This is a genomic window from Paralteromonas sediminis (assembly GCF_003820355.1).
In the GTDB taxonomy this organism is placed as follows: domain Bacteria; phylum Pseudomonadota; class Gammaproteobacteria; order Enterobacterales; family Alteromonadaceae; genus Alteromonas_F; species Alteromonas_F sediminis.
The window spans coordinates 726,921-746,757 of the sequence record NZ_RPOK01000001.1; the positions used below are offsets into that span (position 1 = coordinate 726,921).

The 19,837-nt window shown below is 46.7% G+C and carries 14 protein-coding genes; 5 read left to right on the forward strand and 9 right to left on the reverse strand.

Going from position 1 to position 19,837, the window contains the following annotated elements:
* Position 1 precedes the first annotated feature (1 nt).
* The 4 genes from DRW07_RS03340 to DRW07_RS03355 are packed head-to-tail and all read right to left on the reverse strand — an operon-like array spanning position 2 to position 3,401.
* Complete coding sequence (locus DRW07_RS03340; protein WP_124026454.1) at positions 2-988, reverse strand: vWA domain-containing protein; 987 nt, start codon at positions 986-988, stop codon at positions 2-4.
* Positions 981-1,475, reverse strand: a complete 495-nt coding sequence (locus tag DRW07_RS03345; protein WP_124026455.1) for a DUF4381 domain-containing protein — start codon at positions 1,473-1,475, stop codon at positions 981-983. Before DRW07_RS03345 ends, DRW07_RS03340 begins: the two co-directional genes overlap by 8 nt.
* Complete coding sequence (locus tag DRW07_RS03350) at positions 1,472-2,437, reverse strand: DUF58 domain-containing protein (protein WP_124026456.1); 966 nt, start codon at positions 2,435-2,437, stop codon at positions 1,472-1,474. Before DRW07_RS03350 ends, DRW07_RS03345 begins: the two co-directional genes overlap by 4 nt.
* Positions 2,438-2,444: 7 nt before the next feature.
* A complete protein-coding gene (locus tag DRW07_RS03355) occupies positions 2,445-3,401 on the reverse strand; it encodes an AAA family ATPase (protein WP_124026457.1) in 957 nt (318 codons plus the stop codon).
* A 192-nt stretch (positions 3,402-3,593) separates the two neighbouring features.
* Here DRW07_RS03355 and fadI point away from each other — a divergent pair, with 192 nt between their 5' ends.
* A complete protein-coding gene (gene fadI / locus DRW07_RS03360) occupies positions 3,594-4,904 on the forward strand; it encodes an acetyl-CoA C-acyltransferase FadI (RefSeq protein ID WP_124026458.1) in 1,311 nt (436 codons plus the stop codon).
* Positions 4,904-7,021, forward strand: a complete 2,118-nt coding sequence (fadJ, locus tag DRW07_RS03365) for a fatty acid oxidation complex subunit alpha FadJ (protein WP_124026459.1) — start codon at positions 4,904-4,906, stop codon at positions 7,019-7,021. The genes fadI and fadJ overlap by 1 nt, the downstream gene beginning before the upstream one ends.
* Positions 7,022-7,457: 436 nt before the next feature.
* On the opposite strand, the gene DRW07_RS03375 is transcribed toward fadJ, so the two are convergent.
* From DRW07_RS03375 to DRW07_RS03385, 3 genes are all read right to left on the reverse strand, one after another.
* A complete protein-coding gene (locus DRW07_RS03375; RefSeq protein WP_124026461.1) occupies positions 7,458-7,670 on the reverse strand; it encodes a hypothetical protein in 213 nt (70 codons plus the stop codon).
* Positions 7,671-7,764: 94 nt separating this feature from the next.
* Positions 7,765-12,234, reverse strand: a complete 4,470-nt coding sequence (locus DRW07_RS03380; RefSeq protein WP_124026462.1) for an EAL domain-containing protein — start codon at positions 12,232-12,234, stop codon at positions 7,765-7,767.
* Positions 12,235-12,340: 106 nt separating this feature from the next.
* Positions 12,341-15,064: an insulinase family protein gene (locus DRW07_RS03385; RefSeq protein ID WP_124026463.1), complete on the reverse strand. Its 2,724-nt coding sequence runs from the start codon at positions 15,062-15,064 to the stop codon at positions 12,341-12,343.
* Positions 15,065-15,214: 150 nt separating this feature from the next.
* Here DRW07_RS03385 and sixA point away from each other — a divergent pair, with 150 nt between their 5' ends.
* Together sixA and DRW07_RS03395 are read left to right on the forward strand one after the other, a co-directional pair.
* Positions 15,215-15,718: a phosphohistidine phosphatase SixA gene (sixA, locus tag DRW07_RS03390; protein WP_124026464.1), complete on the forward strand. Its 504-nt coding sequence runs from the start codon at positions 15,215-15,217 to the stop codon at positions 15,716-15,718.
* Between the two features lie 114 nt (positions 15,719-15,832).
* Positions 15,833-16,030, forward strand: a complete 198-nt coding sequence (locus DRW07_RS03395; protein ID WP_124026465.1) for a hypothetical protein — start codon at positions 15,833-15,835, stop codon at positions 16,028-16,030.
* On the opposite strand, the gene DRW07_RS03400 is transcribed toward DRW07_RS03395, so the two are convergent.
* The gene (locus DRW07_RS03400; protein WP_124026466.1) at positions 16,027-17,322 is read right to left on the reverse strand and encodes an HlyC/CorC family transporter; all 1,296 of its coding nucleotides are present in this window, start codon (positions 17,320-17,322) and stop codon (positions 16,027-16,029) included. The genes DRW07_RS03395 and DRW07_RS03400 overlap by 4 nt on opposite strands.
* A gap of 81 nt (positions 17,323-17,403) precedes the next feature.
* Entirely contained in the window at positions 17,404-18,198 is a 795-nt protein-coding gene (locus tag DRW07_RS03405; protein ID WP_124026467.1) for a cytochrome C assembly family protein, read from the reverse strand.
* Between the two features lie 170 nt (positions 18,199-18,368).
* Here DRW07_RS03405 and ffh point away from each other — a divergent pair, with 170 nt between their 5' ends.
* Positions 18,369-19,757, forward strand: a complete 1,389-nt coding sequence (gene ffh, locus DRW07_RS03410; RefSeq protein WP_124026468.1) for a signal recognition particle protein — start codon at positions 18,369-18,371, stop codon at positions 19,755-19,757.
* Positions 19,758-19,837: the final 80 nt, after the last annotated feature.

Consider the following 19,837-nt stretch of genomic DNA (forward strand, 5'->3'; position numbering starts at 1 on the left):
GTTAATTTCCTCGACGCCAGTGCAGTTGAGTCAGGCCGGTCAGCAGCAAACACCCCAGCGCAGCTAATAACGGATACATATACAAACTGCGTTGAGGCCTGAAGGTCTGACCGCTCCCTTCAACCGGCTCTAATTCATCCAAAAGGGCATAGATTTGTTCTAATTCTTGAGTATCTCTCGCCCTGAAATATTGCCCACCTGTGCTTTCCGCTAAATCCGTCAACAGGCCTTCATCTAAATCTCTTGATGGATTAACCCGTCGGCTTCCGAACAAGCCATCAACCTGCATGGCATCAGCGCCTACCCCTATGGTATAGATTTTCACGTCGCGTTCTACAGCCAGTATTTTGGCGTCCAAAGGCTGAATATTACCTGCTGTGTTTTGTCCGTCGGTGAGCAAAACCAGTACGTTGTTAGAATCACCTTTTTCTTCAAAACGTTTCACTGCTAGGCCAATGGCATCGCCAATTGCTGTCTTTTCACCGACTAAGCCGATGACAGATTCATCGAGTAATGTTGATACCGTTTTTCTGTCGTAGGTCATAGGCGCCTGCAAATAAGCGGTATCGGCAAATAAAATCAGCCCAAGGCGGTCGCCGGTTCTACGTTCGATAAAATCAGTGAGTACCGATTTGACCATGGTCAGACGATTCGCGGGACGGCCATTCACCGTCATATCTTCAATTTGCATACTGCCGGATAAATCGACCGCTATCATCATTTCACGTCCCTCATTGGGCAGAGTGATGGGATCATCCAGCCACTGAGGACGTGCTGCCGCTAATAATAAGCCTATCCAGGTTAGCCACAATAAAATCAAACTCAACGTTTTCGGGCTTTCAGGGTTCAGATTGCTGGCGTTTAATGAACGCACACTAAAGGGCACGGTTAATGCCAGCTGCTGTGTTTTTTTTCGGGGGGTCAGCAAGCGAAAAAGAAAAGGCAAAGGGAGCAAACACAGCCACCACCATTGATTAAATTCAAACAAGCGCTTTCTCCTTATTTGAATACGCCTGAACCCGTTTTACATTGACATGTGACAACCAGTATTCGGCTATTTGTTTAGCATCAAGCGTTGATTCTTCAGCGATGTAGTGCGCGAGCGCTAGCTCTCCCAACTGTGACTTTACAGTTTCGCTCTGCTTGGATGGTTTTAATGTATCCATGAGAAAGTCGGCCCATTGTTCTCCATGCAAGCTGGTTACGCCCTGTGACCGGGCGTATACCATAGCAACCCGTTTTAGGAGCGCATTGCATGCTTGTGCGTTGCCGCTATCACCCGGCGATAACTCTGCCAAGGCGCTAAGCGCACGCTTGCGAGCTCGGTGGCGCCTCACATAACGAATCAGGCTAATGACGGCTATTGTAACGGTTAATACAACAAGCACGGCAAGCACCCACCACCCCCATGCCAGTGGCCATATGCTGACTTCTGTTGGGGTGGCGATATCATTTAATTGCGCTAACGGATTCACACCTTTCCTCCGCGCATTGCAATAAGTTGATCAGTCAAAGGTAGGCCTGCGCTTAAGCGCATTACACCGGCCACATTGGGTGACAGCACAGCCTGTAATCTCGCGTTGTAGTCAGCCCGCTGTTGGGCGTATTGTTTGGTCACTGATTTATCTGACAGGTTGAGTGCCTGTTTCTGCTCACCGTCAAACAAGGTCACGGTGCCGGCCGCTGTTTCTGTGGGTAGCGCAACTTCCAATGGATCACTGATGTGAACCGCCTGAACCTCGCAATGGCGACGCAACTCGCCAATATGCTGGATAGCAGCGTCAGTCAATGCCGTAAAGTCTGAAATCAAATACACCAAGCTACCCGGTTTAGCCAGTCTCCTCAATCGCATACACGCTTGTTCGAAACTGACAGCTAATTGGTCCTGTGTCGATGTTTGCTGTGGTTTGTCGTGCATAGTCACTAAGCCGTGAGTAAGAGAAAGCACGGCCCGTTTGCGCGATTTGGGTTTTATCTCCTGATGCGCGTGATTGTCAAACAATAGCGCACCTACTTTGTCGCCGCGCTTTACACCTGCCCATGCGATAAGGCTCGACAGATGAGCGGCTTGCACAGACTTTAGTACCCATTGTGTACCAAAGCGCATGCTTGAACGAAAATCACAAAAAACAAATACAGGTCGTTCCCGCTCCTCGCGATACACTTTAGTGTGGGTTTTGCCGGTTCGCGCAGTCACTCGCCAGTCTATTGCACGAATATCATCACCAGCTTGGTAGTGCCGCGCTTCGTCAAACTCCATTCCCCGGCCTTTCACCTTTGACAGGTAACCACCAGATAGCTGTGCACGAACCTGCTTTTTAGGTTTCAGATCAAGCAAATGTGCATACGACTGATACATCAGCAATTCTTGCGTACTGAGTGTGTAGCCATTGGCACCGAAGGTATCTAACGACGCGGTCATAGTTGATACTGTCATAGACGTCTTAAGGTACAGGTACCACTTCTAGCAATTGTTTTAAGACATCATTGACGCCTTTTCCTTCCGCCTCAGCTTGATAGGACAGTATAATCCTGTGTCTGAGAACGTTGTAAAATACTGCCTGTACATCGTCGGGGCCAACATAGTCTTTACCCTGTAACCAAGCATGTGCTCTGGCGCAGCGCTCTAATGCTAGTGATGCGCGAGGGCTAGCCCCGTATTCGATGATGCTGGCAAGGTCGGCGTTATAGCGCGCCGGTTGCCGCGTTGCCATAATCAATTGCACAATGTAGGTTTCTAAGGGTTCAGCCATATGCAGTGACAGGGCTTCCTGACGGGCATGATTAATTTGTGCTTCAGATAATCGTTGCGGTTTGTCGGCCTTTACATGGCGAGCCTCATTACGATTTAAGCGCAGAATGTGTTTTTCCGTTTCGGCATCCGGATAGTCTAGCTCCAACTTCATCAAAAAACGGTCCAGTTGCGCTTCTGGAAGCGGGTAGGTGCCTTCCTGTTCCAGCGGGTTTTGTGTAGCCATAACCAAAAATAATTCAGGCAGTGGATACGTTTTATTGCCGACGGTTATCTGGCGTTCAGCCATGGCTTCTAATAACGCAGACTGCACTTTTGCTGGTGCACGGTTAATTTCATCGGCCAGCACCAGATTGTGGAACAAGGGGCCTGACTGAAAGATAAACTCACCGGTTTCAGGACGATAAATATCGGTACCCGTTAAATCTGCTGGCAACAGGTCAGGGGTAAACTGCACGCGATGGAAATCGCCTTCAATGCCTTGAGACAAAGCATTAATTGCGCGGGTCTTTGCCAGTCCTGGTGGCCCTTCCACTAGAAGGTGCCCATCAGCAATCAAGGCTACAAGCAGGTTGGTTGTTAACGAAGTTTGCCCAATTACCTGGCTGTTGAGGTAATCCTGCAATTGAGAAAAGTGTTCTGCCGCCATTTTTTGTTCTATTCCTGTTCGTATTCGCTTATCCAAGACAGTGCAAAAGATATAAGGTTCCACAACATATCTTTCAAGCGTCTACTTTACTATGCTTTGTTAACTCGTATTTGCTATTTGCGCTCGAGTTTGTAAGAATCAGGACATTTTACAGGTCAGACCACTTGAGATGGTCACAAATTTAGGTGAATTATGGCTGCAAAACAATCAGTAACAACCCGAGATGGTGACAGGATCGCTATCGTTGCCGGTTTAAGAACGCCGTTCGCAAAGATGGCTACCTACTTTCACGGCGTGCCTGCGGTAGATTTGGGCAAAATGGTCGTTAACGAGCTACTCATTAGAAACGGTGTGAGTCCGGAATGGGTTGATCAGGTCGTGTATGGTCAAGTGGTACAAATGCCGGAAGCGCCGAACATTGCAAGGGAAATTGTATTAGGCACGGGTATGTCTGTAGGTACAGATGCTTACAGTGTGTCGCGCGCCTGTGCTACCAGTTTCCAGTCAACGGTGAATATCGCCGAGTCGATGATGGCGGGGACCGTAGAGGTTGGGGTGGCCGGTGGTGCCGATTCTACTTCTGTGTCGCCGATTGGCGTGTCTAAAAAGTTGGCGCGCGCTTTGGTTGACCTGCAAAAAACCAAAACCTTGGGTCAAAAGCTTAACGTACTCAAGCAACTCTCGCTCAAAGACTTGTTGCCCGTTCCTCCTGCAGTGGCAGAGTATTCAACTGGGTTGTCTATGGGCCAAACAGCAGAGCAGATGGCCAAGTCTCACGGTATTACACGTCAGGCTCAGGACGAACTTGCCCATCGTTCACACTCTCTCGCGGCACAAAGCTGGCAGGATGGTAAGTTGGCTGGTGAAGTGATGACTGCCTATGCTGAACCGTATAAAGGTGCGCTTGAGCAAGACAATAATATTCGCTTTGATTCCAAGCTTGAAGGTTACGCCAAGCTACGTCCTGTTTTCGATAAGAAGCACGGGTCTGTCACCGCAGCGAATGCAACGCCACTTACTGATGGTGCATCCGCAGTGCTGATGATGACAGAAAGCAAAGCTAAAGCCTTGGGCTACACACCGCTGGGTTATATTAAGAGTTATGCCTTCTCAGCGATTGATGTATGGGAAGACATGCTAATGGGGCCGTCTTACGCCACGCCAATAGCGCTGGATCGCGCAGGAATGACGTTAAATGATCTCACGCTCATAGAAATGCATGAAGCATTTGCTGCACAAACATTAGCGAATGTGAAAATGTTTGCCAGCGACAAGTTTGCCAAAGAAAAACTGGGGCGTGACAAAGCTACGGGCGAAATCGATATGGATAAGTTCAATGTTATGGGCAGTTCCATTGCCTATGGTCACCCCTTTGCGGCCACGGGCACGCGCATGATCACACAAATGCTGAATGAATTGCAGCGACGCGGCGGTGGAACCGGCTTATTGACGGCCTGTGCAGCAGGTGGTTTGGGTGCAGCTATGATAGTGGAGACGGAATAATGACTGATACTTTTACGCTCACGCGCCAGGACAATGGCGTGGCCATTTTGACCATGGATGTACCCAATGAGTCAATGAACACGTTGAAAATCGAGTTTGGTGAGCAAGTTAACGCCATGCTTGATGAAATAGAGAACGACCGCGATATTAAAGGCGTTGTGCTTATCAGCGGTAAGTCCAATTCGTTTGTGGCTGGTGCCGATATTTCAATGCTCGACAGTTGTGAAACAGCAGACGATGCTGAAACCATAGCCAAAGGTGGGCAGGACGTATTTGATCGCATCGAAAATATGCGTGCAACTTTTGTTGCTGCAATCCATGGGCCAGCCCTGGGTGGTGGGTTAGAGCTAGCGCTGGCCTGCCACTATCGCGTGTGTACCGATGACAATGCCACACAATTAGGGCTACCAGAGGTACAGTTGGGGTTACTGCCGGGCAGCGGTGGCACACAGCGTTTACCCAAACTCATTGGGATCCAGCCAGCTATGACCATGATGCTTACTGGTGCGTCTAAACGGGCCAAGCAAGCCAAAAAGCTGGGCATTGTCGACGATATGGTGCCACATAGTGTGTTGCTGGAGGTCGCTACTAAATATGCGCTGAAGGGCAAACCACAACGCAGCAAGCCACAAAAAGGCCTGATGAATAAGGCGCTAGAACAGACAGGCTTTGGGCGCGATATGCTGTTCAAAAAAGCAAAAGAGCAAACCCTGGCGAAAACCAAAGGGAATTACCCAGCGCCCATCAAAATCATTGATGTGATTGAAGCGGGTATTTCTGGCGGCATCAAAGCAGGTCTCCGTGCCGAAGCTAAAGCTTTTGGTGAGCTGGTGGTTACGCCTGAGTCGGCTGAATTGCGCCAAATTTTCTTCGCCACTACACAGATGAAAAAAGAACACGGTGTGGCCGATGTTGAGCCCAAGAAGGTGAAAAAAGTCGGCGTATTGGGCGGCGGTTTAATGGGGGGCGGCATTGCCTATGTCACCTCAACCAAAGCGGGTGTGCCAGCCCGTATCAAAGACATTCGCCCTGAAGGGATCGCCAATGCGATGAAGTACAGCTATGACCTGTTAAATAAAAAGGTCAAAAAGCGCTTTATGCTCAAATCTCAAATGCAGAAGCAAATGGCATTGTTAACCGGTACGCTGGATTACAGTGGTATGCAAGATGTAGACATGGTCATTGAAGCGGTATTTGAAGACGTTGGACTGAAGCAGCAAATGGTCGCTGACATTGAAGCTAACTGTAATGAAGGCACTATCTTCGCTTCTAATACGTCTTCCATTCCCATTGAACAAATTGCAGCTAATGCGGCAAGGCCTGAAAATGTTATTGGTTTACACTACTTCTCGCCGGTAGACAAAATGCCATTGGCTGAGGTAATTGCTACGGATAAAACGTCTGATGAAACTATTTCAACAACCGTAGCCTTTGCCAAGAAGCAAGGTAAAACACCTGTGGTGGTTAAAGATGGCGCGGGCTTCTATGTAAACCGCATTCTTGCTCCATACATGAACGAGGCGGCCAACCTGATATTAAGCGGGGAACCTATCGATCATATCGACAAGTCACTGGTCAAGTTTGGTTTCCCAGTTGGACCTGTGAAGTTGCTTGATGAAGTAGGTATCGATGTAGGGACTAAAATTATCCCTATTCTCATGGATCAGTTTGGCGATCGTTTTGAAGCCCCCGCAGCCTTTGACAAAGTGCTCAATGATGGCAGAAAAGGCAAAAAGAACGGTAAAGGCTTCTATGCATATGAAGGTAAAAAGCCGGGCAAAGAAGTGGATGAAAGTATCTACACGCTATTATCTATTTCACCCGCAAAGCGCTTGTCTGGTGCTGAGGTTTCTGAACGCTGTGTGCTTATGATGCTCAACGAAGCAGCGCGCTGTCTTGATGAAGGTGTTATTCGCAACGCAAGGGACGGCGACATTGGCGCTATTTTTGGCATCGGCTTCCCACCCTTCCGGGGTGGCCCATTCCGTTACATGGACGCCCTTGGTATAAACAATGTGGTGGAAAAGTTAAACCACTATGCCAGCAGCGTCGACAAGAAGTTTTCTCCGGCAGAATGCTTGCTCAAGATGGCAGAGGAAGGGAAAACCTTTTATTAACACCTTGTAAACAAAGTGTAAAAAACCAGGCTTAGCCTGGTTTTTTTGTTTGAGAGTGTCAAAAGTCTTTGTTTTTTGTCTTGTAAAAGCGCAAAATACGCGCGAAAACTTAAGCTTTGTTGGTTGTTTAACCAGGCTTAAAAAAGTGTCGAAATCATGTTGTAGCGGTAGTGAAGGGGGTTTTGATGCTAACTGCGTTCTTGTTTGTATTGTGTTTTATCGTTTTTGCAGTTTTTTACTGCGTAAATGCCATGAAATCAGGGCTTAATCCGAAAGTATGGTTGCTGTTGGGATTGTGCTTAGGTCCTTTTATTCTGCCGATGTTTGTGATTCAGCGCCATATTCAATGGCGTAAAAGTGTTGGGTTTAACAACGTCTATATTACGGTATAGGTGTTGAAGAGAGGCATCCTGCCTCTCTCACGTAAACCTGACTTTTATTGAGGCAAGCGAATTACGCCACCGCGCTTCCAGCCTTTTTTAGCTTCCAATTCTTGACTAGGTAGTCTAATTACACCACCGCGCTTCCAGCCTTTCTTTATTGCTGTTTGTTGTGCTTGGTTGTCCTGAGCTTTGGCCTGGACACCGTCTTCTGTAACAGCTACTGGATTAGTAGTTAGCGCTAGTGCAACTGCGTATGCTTTTAACATCTCAGTATTTCCTCTTGATAAGTGAACAAAACAAACTGACCGACAAAATCCTGTCAATCACACTTACCGTTGCGAGATGTGTGCCAACTTTATTTTATGTTTCTGAGCGGGTGAGGAAAGAATGGATATCAGCGTTTTCGTTTAACAGCTTTTCAAAGCGATCACTGCTTAGCGGCTTGCTATAAAGGTAACCCTGAAGCAACTCACAGTCATATCGGCGCAATATTGCCAGTTGCTCTTCGTGTTCAACCCCCTCTGCAACCACGTTAAGGCCAAGGTTATGGGCAATATTAATAATGGCTGCCGCCATGTGTCTGTCTACACTGGAATGCGCAATATCGTCGATAAAGGCCTTGTCTATTTTCAGAGTATTCAACGGAAATTGTTTTAGATAGGCCAGAGATGAATAACCGGTACCAAAGTCATCCAGAGCGAGATGAATGCCTCTTTCGCGCAGGCGCTGCATCATCATCAAACCCTGTTCCGGGTTTTCCATCAGTGTCCCTTCGGTAATTTCGCACTCGAGATGCAAGGCTGAAATACCAACCTTCGTCAATATTTTGCTGATCCTGTCATCTAAATCGGGTAGCTCGAACTGCTTCGCCGAAATATTGACGGCTACGCGACCACTGAATAAGCCTGCGTCAACCCAACGTTTAGTGTCTTTCAGGGCCTTTTCCAGTACCACTTCACCAATTTGGACTATCTGACCGGTTTGCTCCGCAAGGGGAATAAACTGCGCAGGGCTTACAATGCCTTTTTGTGGGTGAATAAAGCGTACCAGCGCTTCCATACTCACAAGCTTGCCTGACGCAATGTCGACTTTGGGTTGGTAATACACCGAGAAGAGGTCGTCCTTGAGGCCGTGACGAATCAGGTTCTCTATTTGCAGTTGTCTGACAGCATTTTGATTCATCTCTGAACTGAAGAACTTGTAAGCGTTACCGCCAGAGTTCTTTGCAAAGTACATGGCGGTATCGGCGTTTTTCAATAACTCTTGTGGGTTGTCACCGTCGTTAGGGTAAAATGCAATGCCAATACTGGCACTTAATACAAACTCCTGCTTATTGATAATAAAGGGGCGAGACAAGTTGTCCAGGATGTTCTGTGCATAGTGCGTAATCACGTGAACGTCTGGGTTGTCTTCCATTAGAATGCTGAATTCATCCCCCCCTAAACGGTAACAGGTTGCCGACTTGCCGGTAATACGTTGCAAGCGCTTGGCAATTTGCTTGATCAGTACATCGCCAGTTTGGTGTCCTAAAGAGTCATTAATTTTCTTGAAGTTATCCATATCCAAACAGAGCAGGGCATGGGACTCACCTCGTCGCACTAGATTTTGCTGACTGGCCTGGAATACAGAGCGGTTGGGCAGGTCAGTAAGCGGATCGGAGTGCGCCAGCTTGATAAGTTCTTTTTCGGTATTTTTACGTTCGGTGATATCTGAGAATACGCCAACATAATGGCTTACTTTTCCGTCATCATCATGAACGGCATCTATATTGAGTTCCATCTCATAACGTTCGCCATCAACGCGTCTGGATTCCAGTTCGCCCGACCAGTTGCCTTTTTGACGCAATGTCTTTTTGATTTCTTCTGTAAAGGCCGCAGAGTATTGGTGGAAATACATGAATGACGCTAAGGCCTGATCCCTGGATTCGCCAGTCAATTTGCTGTACGCCTTATTCACAGAGATAAATCTGAATACTGTGTCAGTGATAAATACCCCTTCAGAGATATTTTCAATAGAACGCTCAAACAACCTCATTTGCTCTTCAGCTTCTTTGAGGTGCTGAATGTTTTTAAGTGTGCCTGTCATCCTGAGCGGTTGATTATTGTGATCTCTTGCAACCACTTTTCCTCTGTCGAGGATCCATACCCACTTGTTTTTGAAGGTTTTGGCCCGGTATGAAATTTCATAGTACTCGGTTTTGTCTTCAAGGTGAGCTTTCAGGTTTGCCTGCACGCGATTTAAGTCATTGGGATGAATGTTTCCGTCATAGGCGCTGTTAGTGCGAATATCATCCTGAGGGAAATCGAGTGTGCCCCAGGTGTTAGAGCGGTAAACCTGTCCACGATACACGTCCCAGTCCCACAACTCATCGCCACTGCTCCATAGGGTGAGTTTCAAGCGCTCCTCAGATTCCCGAATGGTTCTCTGGGTTTGCCTGCGCTGCTGATATTGGCGAATGGCATAAAATACAAACAGTAATATGGCAATAAGATAAAGAAAAATAGCGGGCTTAGAGAACCAGGGTGGTGGAGAGATAACAATGCCAAGGCGCTGCGATTCAGACCAGTCTTTGCCCGGTTCTCGTGCTTGTACCAATAGGTTGTAATTTCCCCAAGGCTCATTGTGAAATAATGCTCGGCGACTGAGATCTTGCTCTTCGTATCGCCAGTTTTTGTCAGAGCCCTCCAGCTTGTATCGATACGCCACGTTTTGTGGGTCCATGGAGTTGACCAGAGCAAACTTAAAACTAAACCGCTTATCGTTATTGGTCAGAACCAGTTTGTCGGTCAAATGGATAGGCTTGGTTAATAATGTACCCTTGGTGTTTAAGTCCATTTCAGCAGAGTTCAACTTAAATTCTCTGATAAGCGGTGGGCGGGTAACCAAGTCCTTGTTGATATTTGTGATCATGGTGTCAGGGTCAATAATGTGATATCCGAGTTCACCGCCAAATACCACGTGTCCGTCGGCGGTAATCAGCGACGAAGTTTCAAAGATATCATTGTGGTAAAGCTGACTCGGCTTTATTTCTGCCACCACAGAGAAACTGTCTAAATCAAACTGGCTAATGTAGTTGGCGTGGGCATACCAAATAGTATTGCCAGTCGCAACAGAAGCGCGACCCGGGCCTCTTTTTTGTTCTACTCTTTGGCTTTTAAGCTGCTGCAGTGTTGCTTTGTCGAACTGGATAATACCTTTGTTGTAGGTAGAAACCCAATAGGACCCGTTGTAGTCATGTACCGCTAAGATAGTGCCTCTGAGGGATTGAAAATCCGTATTGGAGGGCAAAAATTGACGACTGTTTGTGTCGTAAATAAAGGCTCCGTCATGGGTTGAAAGCCAGATACGCCCCTGTTTATCAGCGTGCACAACCCGTGCTTGCTCCAGAGAGGTATCAAAGGTGTGTTCCTGCCACATAGAGGGGTCTTTCATATTGACGGATATTAGGCGGTTATCCGTGGTTGAAAACCACAATGTGTTGTTGAACTGAAAAAGATTGTAGATAGGTGTATTGGGTAAAAAAGTGTCTATACCTTTGATTTGCTTGTCGTGATACTCAACGTGTTTTAGGCCATTGGTCGTTGCAATCCAGATTTTGTCTTCATCGTCTATGGCGATATCCCAAAAATCATTATCTTCTTCGTGTTGAAAGTAGTAATAGGTGCCTGACGTTTTGTCATACAAACCCAATTCGCCGTTTTGATTGGCTGACCAGATATTGCCCGCCTTATCTTCCGCTAAGCCCCACACATCTATTGCAACGGAACCGTTTGTGCTTTGTTCACTCGTGGCGAAGCCTTTACCGATAACCGGAAAGTTACTTTGATAATTGGTTTGCCAGCGGATACCAGAAATAGTGCTGATCCAACGTGTATTATTGTTGTCTTCCAAAATGGAGTAAATTTCATCATCGGCAGATAACTTGTGTCGTGAAAGCACCTTTAACGTTTGTTTGTTGTCTGAGTAACTCATTTCGACAATTTCGTTTTCTACTGCGACCAGGATTTTTCCATCAGAAGGCTCTATGCTCCTTACTACACGCCCTTCAAAATAGGTTTCTGTTTCAAAGTAGCCGTCTTTTTCAATAATTCTTAACAGTCCTGCATCGGTACCCAGTAAGTATTCGCCATTGATCACGGTCACGCTTTGCAGGGCTTTTGCTTCGATTTTTAACGACCAGGGATTAAACGCCTGAAGGGAGAAAAGCTCTTTGTTTCTCTTATCATAGATAAATGCTCCCTCGTCTAAACTGCCTATCCACAGACGACTGGGCTCATCGTAAAGGGTAATAATACTGTTGGGGAAATTGACTCTGCTATTATAAGGCTTTAATACCCTTTCTGTTTTATCCAACACGTAAAGGTTGTCAATACTGGCCACGATCAGAGAACCATCGGTGCCTTCTGTAATGTCCCACATTTGGATACGGTCATCAGTGCCATCAACGGGGATCGTTTTGAAGGTTTCGGTTAATGGGTCAAATACTCCCATGCCCTGCATGGTCGCCACCCAAATCGTATTATCGCTGTCGATAAAGATGTCTCTTACAATATTGCCGGGAAGGCCAGAATCAGTGTTGAACACGTCAATTTGATAGCCATCAAATCGCATAAGAGCTTCAGAGGTTGCGAACCAAAGAAATCCAAGTTGGTCTTCGTTGATATCCAAAACAAAAGATTGAGGAACACCGAAACTGGCGTCTAGGCGCATATAGAGTTGCGTTGAGGGCGCAGAAGCCCCCAATTCGGGATTTAACCCCGATTCATTATTATTTGCTAGGCTTGAAAAACTGAAAACCGCAAGCCAAAAAAAACTCAAAAAAGTGCGCACAAAAACACCATCGACAGTACACGTCTCATAGTCTAAATCATTTTTATTCTCAGCTTCCGTGCTGCATCCCCCAATATGCCCAATTCAAGCCCATTCGACAAGGAATTTAGTCGAAAAAGGGGGCATTTGATTTAAATAATTCAATGTTTGAGACAGAAATTCCGCTATCTGGTGAAAAACTGGCTAATTGGCCTTCGCTATACAGTACGAGCTCACCAAATGTATTTCTGGCGAGCAGTGAATTTGCGCAGTCCACAAGGTCGTTAAACTGCATGTTTTCAATACAATTTATCAAGTCATCATGGCGCTGATTTCGCGGGTCGTTTAAACCAAGATTTAGCCATAAGCGCTGTGATTGCATGGCCAAGGTATGATCAGGTTCACTAATTTGTTTGAGCAAATTAGCCTGAATACTGGGCCAATAACCGCGGTAAAAGCTTAGCTCGTTGATTTGCTCACGTAAAAACTGAATTATTGCTTGAAATAACGTTTCACAATCGTGAGTTGGGCTTTGGGCATAGAACGCCAAGCCAGGATGTTGATTGTGCGGCACGTATCCTGAGCCTACAATATAGCCAAGCTGCTGTTCGGTGCGCAACGCATTGAAAAACGGTCCGGCGAGAAGTTGCTCTATGATCATGCAAAATGCGGTATCCAGTGTGCCGCAGCTTGGCGCCTGCAAGTACAATACGACTGCGGCGTCATCATGTTCACTGGGAACCGCGTGGAATGCGGTTTTGCCTGGCGTCAGTTTGAGTATTTGACGAGAAAGATGATGCTGGGTAAAGCGGTGCTGATGCTGTGTTAACACCTTTTGCCAATCACTAGCGTGTTCTTGCAGCCAGTTACCGTGCAGGAATGACTCTGCATACAGGTTGTCTTTTGCCTGAGCAATAAGAGTACAGAAGTCTCCATAATCGACAGTCTTTAGTGCCTCCAGCATCTCTACAGGCGCAAAACTATAGCGTTGAACGATAACGCCCAAACGGGAAAACAGTCGGTTGATGGGCTTGTTTAACAACGCGTTTTGCATACTTTGTATTTGAGCTCGTCGGGCAGCCTCAAAATGATGAGGGCCTATGTCAGTATTAAGTAAGTTGTCTAAGGCCTGCGCGGCCAGTGCCATCAACGACGATGAAAATCCGCTGCAATGCATGGAAAAGCCAGCCTGATGACCATAAATGCGAAAGTGCAGGCCGGCAATGCCAGCTCGGTAGAATTTTTCCAGCAAGAGGTTGCTGATGGCGTGTAGCCATATGCGTTTATACGCACTGTGTTTTGCGCTATCGGTTAACAGTGGACTGTCAAAAGCAACATAGATATCGCCTTTAACGCTATTAAAACGTTGTTCCTGGCTAAACCATAATTTGTAGTGTTTTGTTTGCGTAATCAGCTGTGGCACTGCCCATTCGGGATGCCGTTTAAGCAAATTATTTTCGCCCTGAATGTACGGGTTCTGGTCTGCGAGTTGTATATCTTCAAAAACACGAGGCGAGCGCCAGCGCTGAATGTCCTGATTCGAGACCGCAGCGTTTTTATATTCTGCGTCGTAGTATTTGCAGGCAACTTCTGTCTGAACATTGGGCGAAATGTGTTTGAGACGCAAGTTGTCAACAACAAAGTAGGAAAGGGCCAGTGCAATAGTTTCTGCATTGAGCTGTGGGGCTGGTACGTGCTTTTCCCAACTACTTTCAGCCAGTTCACAAATGGTATCCAGAGTGGGAGCTGACTGGTTGTAATCTCTTGCCAGTTTGTCCAGGGTACGTTTCTCTTCCCAACGCCAGTCTTCCTGATTATGTTGCACCAGTGATAAGGTATAAAACACAGCCTCTACAATGGTATTGATGTGTGCTTCACCCGATACACTCAATTGAATACTCACATTAAAGTCTTTAAACCCCGAGCCTTCTATACCACTGCCCGCAATTAAATTGGTTGCCCAGCCCTGATTTTTTAAGTAGGCCAATAAACTATTTTGCCCTTCATCTCCCAAAATATGACTAAGGTACGCCAGTGCAGGCTTTATGCGATGAATATCGGTTTGCAAGGCGAAAGTGATGATAAGGCGCCGGGCATTTTGCAGGGGTTTAATGCTGATTTTTCGCTGAAGCTGGTCAGCAAGATAGAGCGGCGGTAAAACAAGGTCGTCACTGTTATCATCAGGAAACAGTGACAACAACTGTTTAAAGGTGCTTATCGTCTTACTGTCGATTTCAGGCGCACAGAATACAACTCGAATTTGTCCAGAGGTATAGCGGCTGGTATGCAGTTCGCGCAACATGGCCTGCAGTTTCTCTGTCGAGTGCTGAGAATAGATATTGGCATTACCAACGGAAAACTTGCTGAATGGATGTGCCGGATTGCTGGTTTCTTTGTGGATTTGATACAAGCGTCTAAGGTCATCTTTTTTCTTAAATGCAAACTCTGCATCGATGGACTGTATTTCTTTTTCGATGGATGCTTTTTTTAGTAATGGGTGAGCCATTGCATCAAAGAACGCGGGCAGAGCAATTGGGCTGTGTTGAGGCAAGCAGGAAAAGTGGAAGTTTGCATGTTCACCGGCTGTCCAGGCATTCACGTTACCGCCGCAGCGCTTAATCAGGTCGATGACTTCATTGCTATTGGGTAATCGCCGGCTACCCATAAAGAGCATGTGTTCGAGCAAATGAGCAAGGCCATGGCAATCATCCGGATCATAAAAATGTCCGGCTTTGACTGAAAATGACAACAACGCATGGGAAAGCCGATGGTCTTCGGCCAGGTAAAAGAGGGCACCATTATCTGCACAGTGCTCGGTAAACGTTAAATGTGTGTCTTGTAATATACCCACAGACAATATGCCTCAAGTACAAAGTTAATTCACGACATAAAAAATGAGCAACTATTTAAGTTGGCACTATGCGCTTGCGAAGAGCTTTGCTATTGTTAATAGATTATCAGTTTATGCACAGTTTTACTGTCTGGTCAAAGTAGTTCTATTATGGGCGACCAAATAACCATTTTTATAATGCGTCATGGTACTGCTGAAAATTATGCGCAGAATGATGCTGCACGCCAGCTGGTGGAACATGGCAAAGCGCAGGTTGTCGAGACGGCCGCCTGGTATAACAGTGTGTTTTCTACACCATCAATAGATTTGGCTCTGGTAAGTCCGTATGTTCGGGCTCAGCAGACCTTCGATGTGTTCAATGAACAGGTTTCAGTAGCAACCGTTGAAACGTTTGATGATATTACACCCGAGGGCAACCCTTACGCTGTTCACGACTATCTTGATGTGCGTGCTGCCAGCATGCTTGCACAAAATAATGACAACGATGACATGAAAATACTGCTTGTCAGTCATATGCCTTTTGTCAGTTTTTTGCTTGAGGCTTTGTGTCCTGAGGCGGGAAACACACTGTTCAATACGGCCGCGATGGCTGTGATCAAATACCAACCTAGCGCCGCTAGAGGGCAGTTACTCCACCATTTTCAGGGAACATGAACGTCACAAACGGTGTCTGCAAATAACTCCTCAAGTTTTTTTGCGTTTCGTCCGATAAGACTACTGAGAGGCGATGCGCGCTGCGCATGAAGATAAACGAGAGTGGCAGAAGAGATGGGGTCAAAGACACTTCCAGAACAACTCAAATCATCACTGCAGTACCATATGGAACAGGACGATGTGCGCAGCGATAATGATATGGTTGAATTGTTCGACAAACTAACGTCGTTGTCAGAGAAAGTGCAGGCGGCAAAACAAAAGGCGCTGCGCAACAGACAGCGTGAAGCCGCGTTAATGCCCGCTAAACGCTAGTCATCACTGGCTTTATCGTTTTCACTTCTATAAAAATGGGGTTGTACCCGAACCGTTTTAATCATGTTTTCTGAACTTTCGACTATCTCAATGGGATAGCCAGCCAGTCTAACACTCACTCTGTTTTCCGGAATATCCTGAAGGTATTCTACAATCAAACCATTTAGTGTTTTCGGGCCCTCTGTTGGCAGATTCCAGTCGAGCTCCTTGTTGAGTTCCCTGACGTTGGCACTGCCGTCTACCAGAACCGATCCATCTTGTTGAACACTGACTTCTTTGCTGTAAGTCGGCAAGGTACTGGTGGTAAATTCGCCGATGATTTCTTCCAGAATGTCTTCCAGTGTCACTAACCCCTGAATATCGCCGTATTCATCAACCACCAATCCAATGCGCTCTTTCTGCGCCTGAAACTGATGCATAAGATTGTGCAGTTGCGTGGTTTCGGGAGTGAAATAAATTTCTCTTACCGCGCGCAGCAAGGTGGCCTTGCTAAACTGATCTTTTGACAGCAAACGCAGGGCATCGCGAACATGGACAAAGCCAACAGCATCATCAATGCTGTCGCGATACAACAAAACGCGGGTGTGCTGTGAATTTACCAATTGCCGCTGTATATCCTTCCATTCGTCATTAACGTCAATGGCGACAATTTCATTGCGCGGGATCATGATGTCTTCAGCCGTGACGTTTTCCAAATCGAGAATACTGATCAGCATGTCTCTGTGACGGGTTGGGATCATACTACCGGATTCGAATACCGTGGTTCGCAACTCCTCCCGGTTAAGAGTGTTGTTGTCTGCGTCTTTAGGGCTCACGTTTATAATGGCCAAAAGCCCATTGGTAATGCCATTAATGCAAAACACGAAAGGGTACATCAGAAGCATAAGCGGCCGAAGTAGCAGTGAACTGGGGTAAGCCACTTTTTCCGGATACAACGCCGCCAGTGTTTTAGGCGTTACTTCTGCGAAAATCAGAATAATGAACGTCAGTCCAATGGTGACAACGATAGGCCCCCAGAAATCACCGAATAAACGCATACTGATTTCACCCGCTACCAGTGTAGCGGCAATGTTAACCAGGTTGTTGCCTATTAGAATAAGACCGATAAGCCTGTCTGGCCTGTCAAGCAAAGCCTGTACGCGCGTGGCAGCAGCATGATTTTCATTGACAAGATGTTTCAGCTTATACCGGTTGATTGACATCATGCCGGTTTCAGAGCTAGAGAAGTAGGCGGAGCAAAGTATTAACGCACCTAACACCAAAAACAGTGTACTGGTTGAAATAGCGTCCAACTAAATGGTTCCTTTATTGTGTAGAACTGACACTGTAGTGCGCGAAAAGAATGGATTCAAGTGGAATTTAAACGATTACGTCTACAGTAAGACCTCTCGCACCAGTCGGCTGCCAAAATAAGCAAGCGTTAACAGTGCCAAAGCAACAGATGTAAGGCCAATAACTTGGCGGTTACGCCAACCCCAGCGGCGCTGCCCGAATAACAACACTAAATAGACGACCAATGCCAGAACAGACAACACCGTTTTATGGGCGTATTGCGCTGAAAGCATATTGTCTATGAACACAAAGCCTGACAGCAGTGAAATGAACAGCAGCACCGAGCCCACGGTAGTTAACTTGAACAAAATGGACTCCACCAACATTAGCGGCGGTAAGGGCGAGTTGATTAATGACGCACCTTTGTGTTTGAGCTGATAGGTAATAAACGACATTTGAAGCGCATACAAAAACGCGATACTCAGACTGCCATAAGCCATCAATGAGAGGGTAACGTGCACAATCAGGCCGGGTTTGAGCTCAAAATGCATGGCGTATTCAACAGGTACCATACCAGCTGCAATTACGGTTAATGCAGAAAAAACATAAGCACCGGGCAAAAGCAAACCATTGGGCAAAAAGCGCGCACTGACGATCATAGTGATGGTAATCAGCCAGGATACTAGTGACAGCACATTGGTAATGCTCATATTCTGCCCGTCGGCAATAAAGATAACCTGCGTCAGGAATAACAGGTGTGCAATACCACCCAGCATGGCTAATGCATATTCAGGTGCGGCTAATGGCGAGCGTGTGACGACTCTGCGTAGGATCAACGCCGCCGCAGTCAGGTATAACACTGCCGTTAATGCAACCAGAATGCCTTGTAAATCCATATATCGCGATTACTTAATGAAAATGAAACTCACTTGCCATTGTGACTGTTTCAGACCATAAAATCCAACCGTGATTGACGAAGTTACGTCAAAACTTATGCAATTAATACAGCAAAATAATCTGCTCGCTTGTATAATGCCCGCAAAGTTTGTAACCGTAATGACCGTTTATGTTTGAAAATCTTTCTGACCGTTTAGGCGCCACACTCAAAAATATTAGTGGTCGTGGCCGTCTTACTGAAGACAACATCAAAGACACACTCCGCGAAGTTCGCATGGCGCTGCTTGAAGCGGACGTTGCGCTACCTGTAGTGAAAGACTTTGTTGCTCAGGTGAAAGAACGTGCGCTCGGGGCAGAAGTGAGTAAAAGCCTGAAGCCCGGGCAGATGTTCATAAAGATTGTGCAAAGCGAACTTGAATCCGTCATGGGCGAAGCGAATGAGCGACTGAATCTTGCCGCTCAGCCGCCCGCAGTAGTGCTAATGGCGGGCTTGCAGGGTGCAGGTAAAACCACCAGTGTGGGTAAGCTGGCAAAGTACCTCACAGAACGCGAAAAGAAAAAAGTCATGGTGGTGAGTGCTGATGTTTACCGTCCAGCGGCTATCAAACAGCTCGAAACCTTGGCTGAAGAAGTCGGCGTTAGCTGTCATCCGTCGAACGTGTTACAGCAACCTGTGGCCATTGTTGAGTCTGCTATCGACGCAGCCAAAACCCAATTTTTTGACGTACTGTTAGTGGATACCGCCGGTCGTTTGCATGTAGACAACGACATGATGGATGAAATAAAGGCATTGCATCAGGCGGTAAATCCTGTGGAAACTCTGTTTGTGGTGGACGCTATGACAGGTCAGGATGCTGCCAATACGGCCAAAGCCTTCGGCGAAGCCTTGCCACTGACTGGTGTGATTCTTACCAAAGCTGATGGTGATGCCCGAGGCGGTGCTGCGCTGTCTGTGCGTCACATAACCGGTAAGCCTATTAAGTTTATTGGTATGGGCGAAAAGGTAGATGCACTGGAACCTTTCCACCCAGAAAGGATGGCATCGCGTATTTTAGGAATGGGTGATGTACTCAGTCTGATAGAGGAAGTTGAGCGCAAGGTCGACAAGAGCAAAGCCCAGAAACTTGCCAAAAAAGTGCAAAAAGGCAAAGGGTTTGACTTGCAGGATTTCAAAGAGCAACTTGAACAAATGCGCAACATGGGTGGCATGATGTCACTGATGGATAAGCTACCTGGCATGGGTAACATGCAGGCGCAAATCAAAGACAAGGCTAACGACAAACAGTTCAATCAAATGGAAGCCATCATTAACAGTATGACGCCAGCTGAACGTTCTCGACCAGAGATCATCAAAGGGTCGAGAAAGCGCAGGATTGCAGCGGGTTCAGGTACCCAGATTCAAGACGTAAACCGTCTATTGAAGCAGTTTACGCAAATGCAGAAAATGATGAAAAAAATGTCCGGTGGCGGCATGAAAAAAATGATGCGCCAGATGAAAGGCATGATGCCACCTGGCGGTGGTATGGGTGGTCCTGGAGGAATGTTTCCACCCAGGTAAAATCTTCTGATTATCTCTCCTCGTCGGCAGTTTAGCGCAATAAGTTGAAGCGCGTATAGTTCGGCTGTAATGTAAAAAGG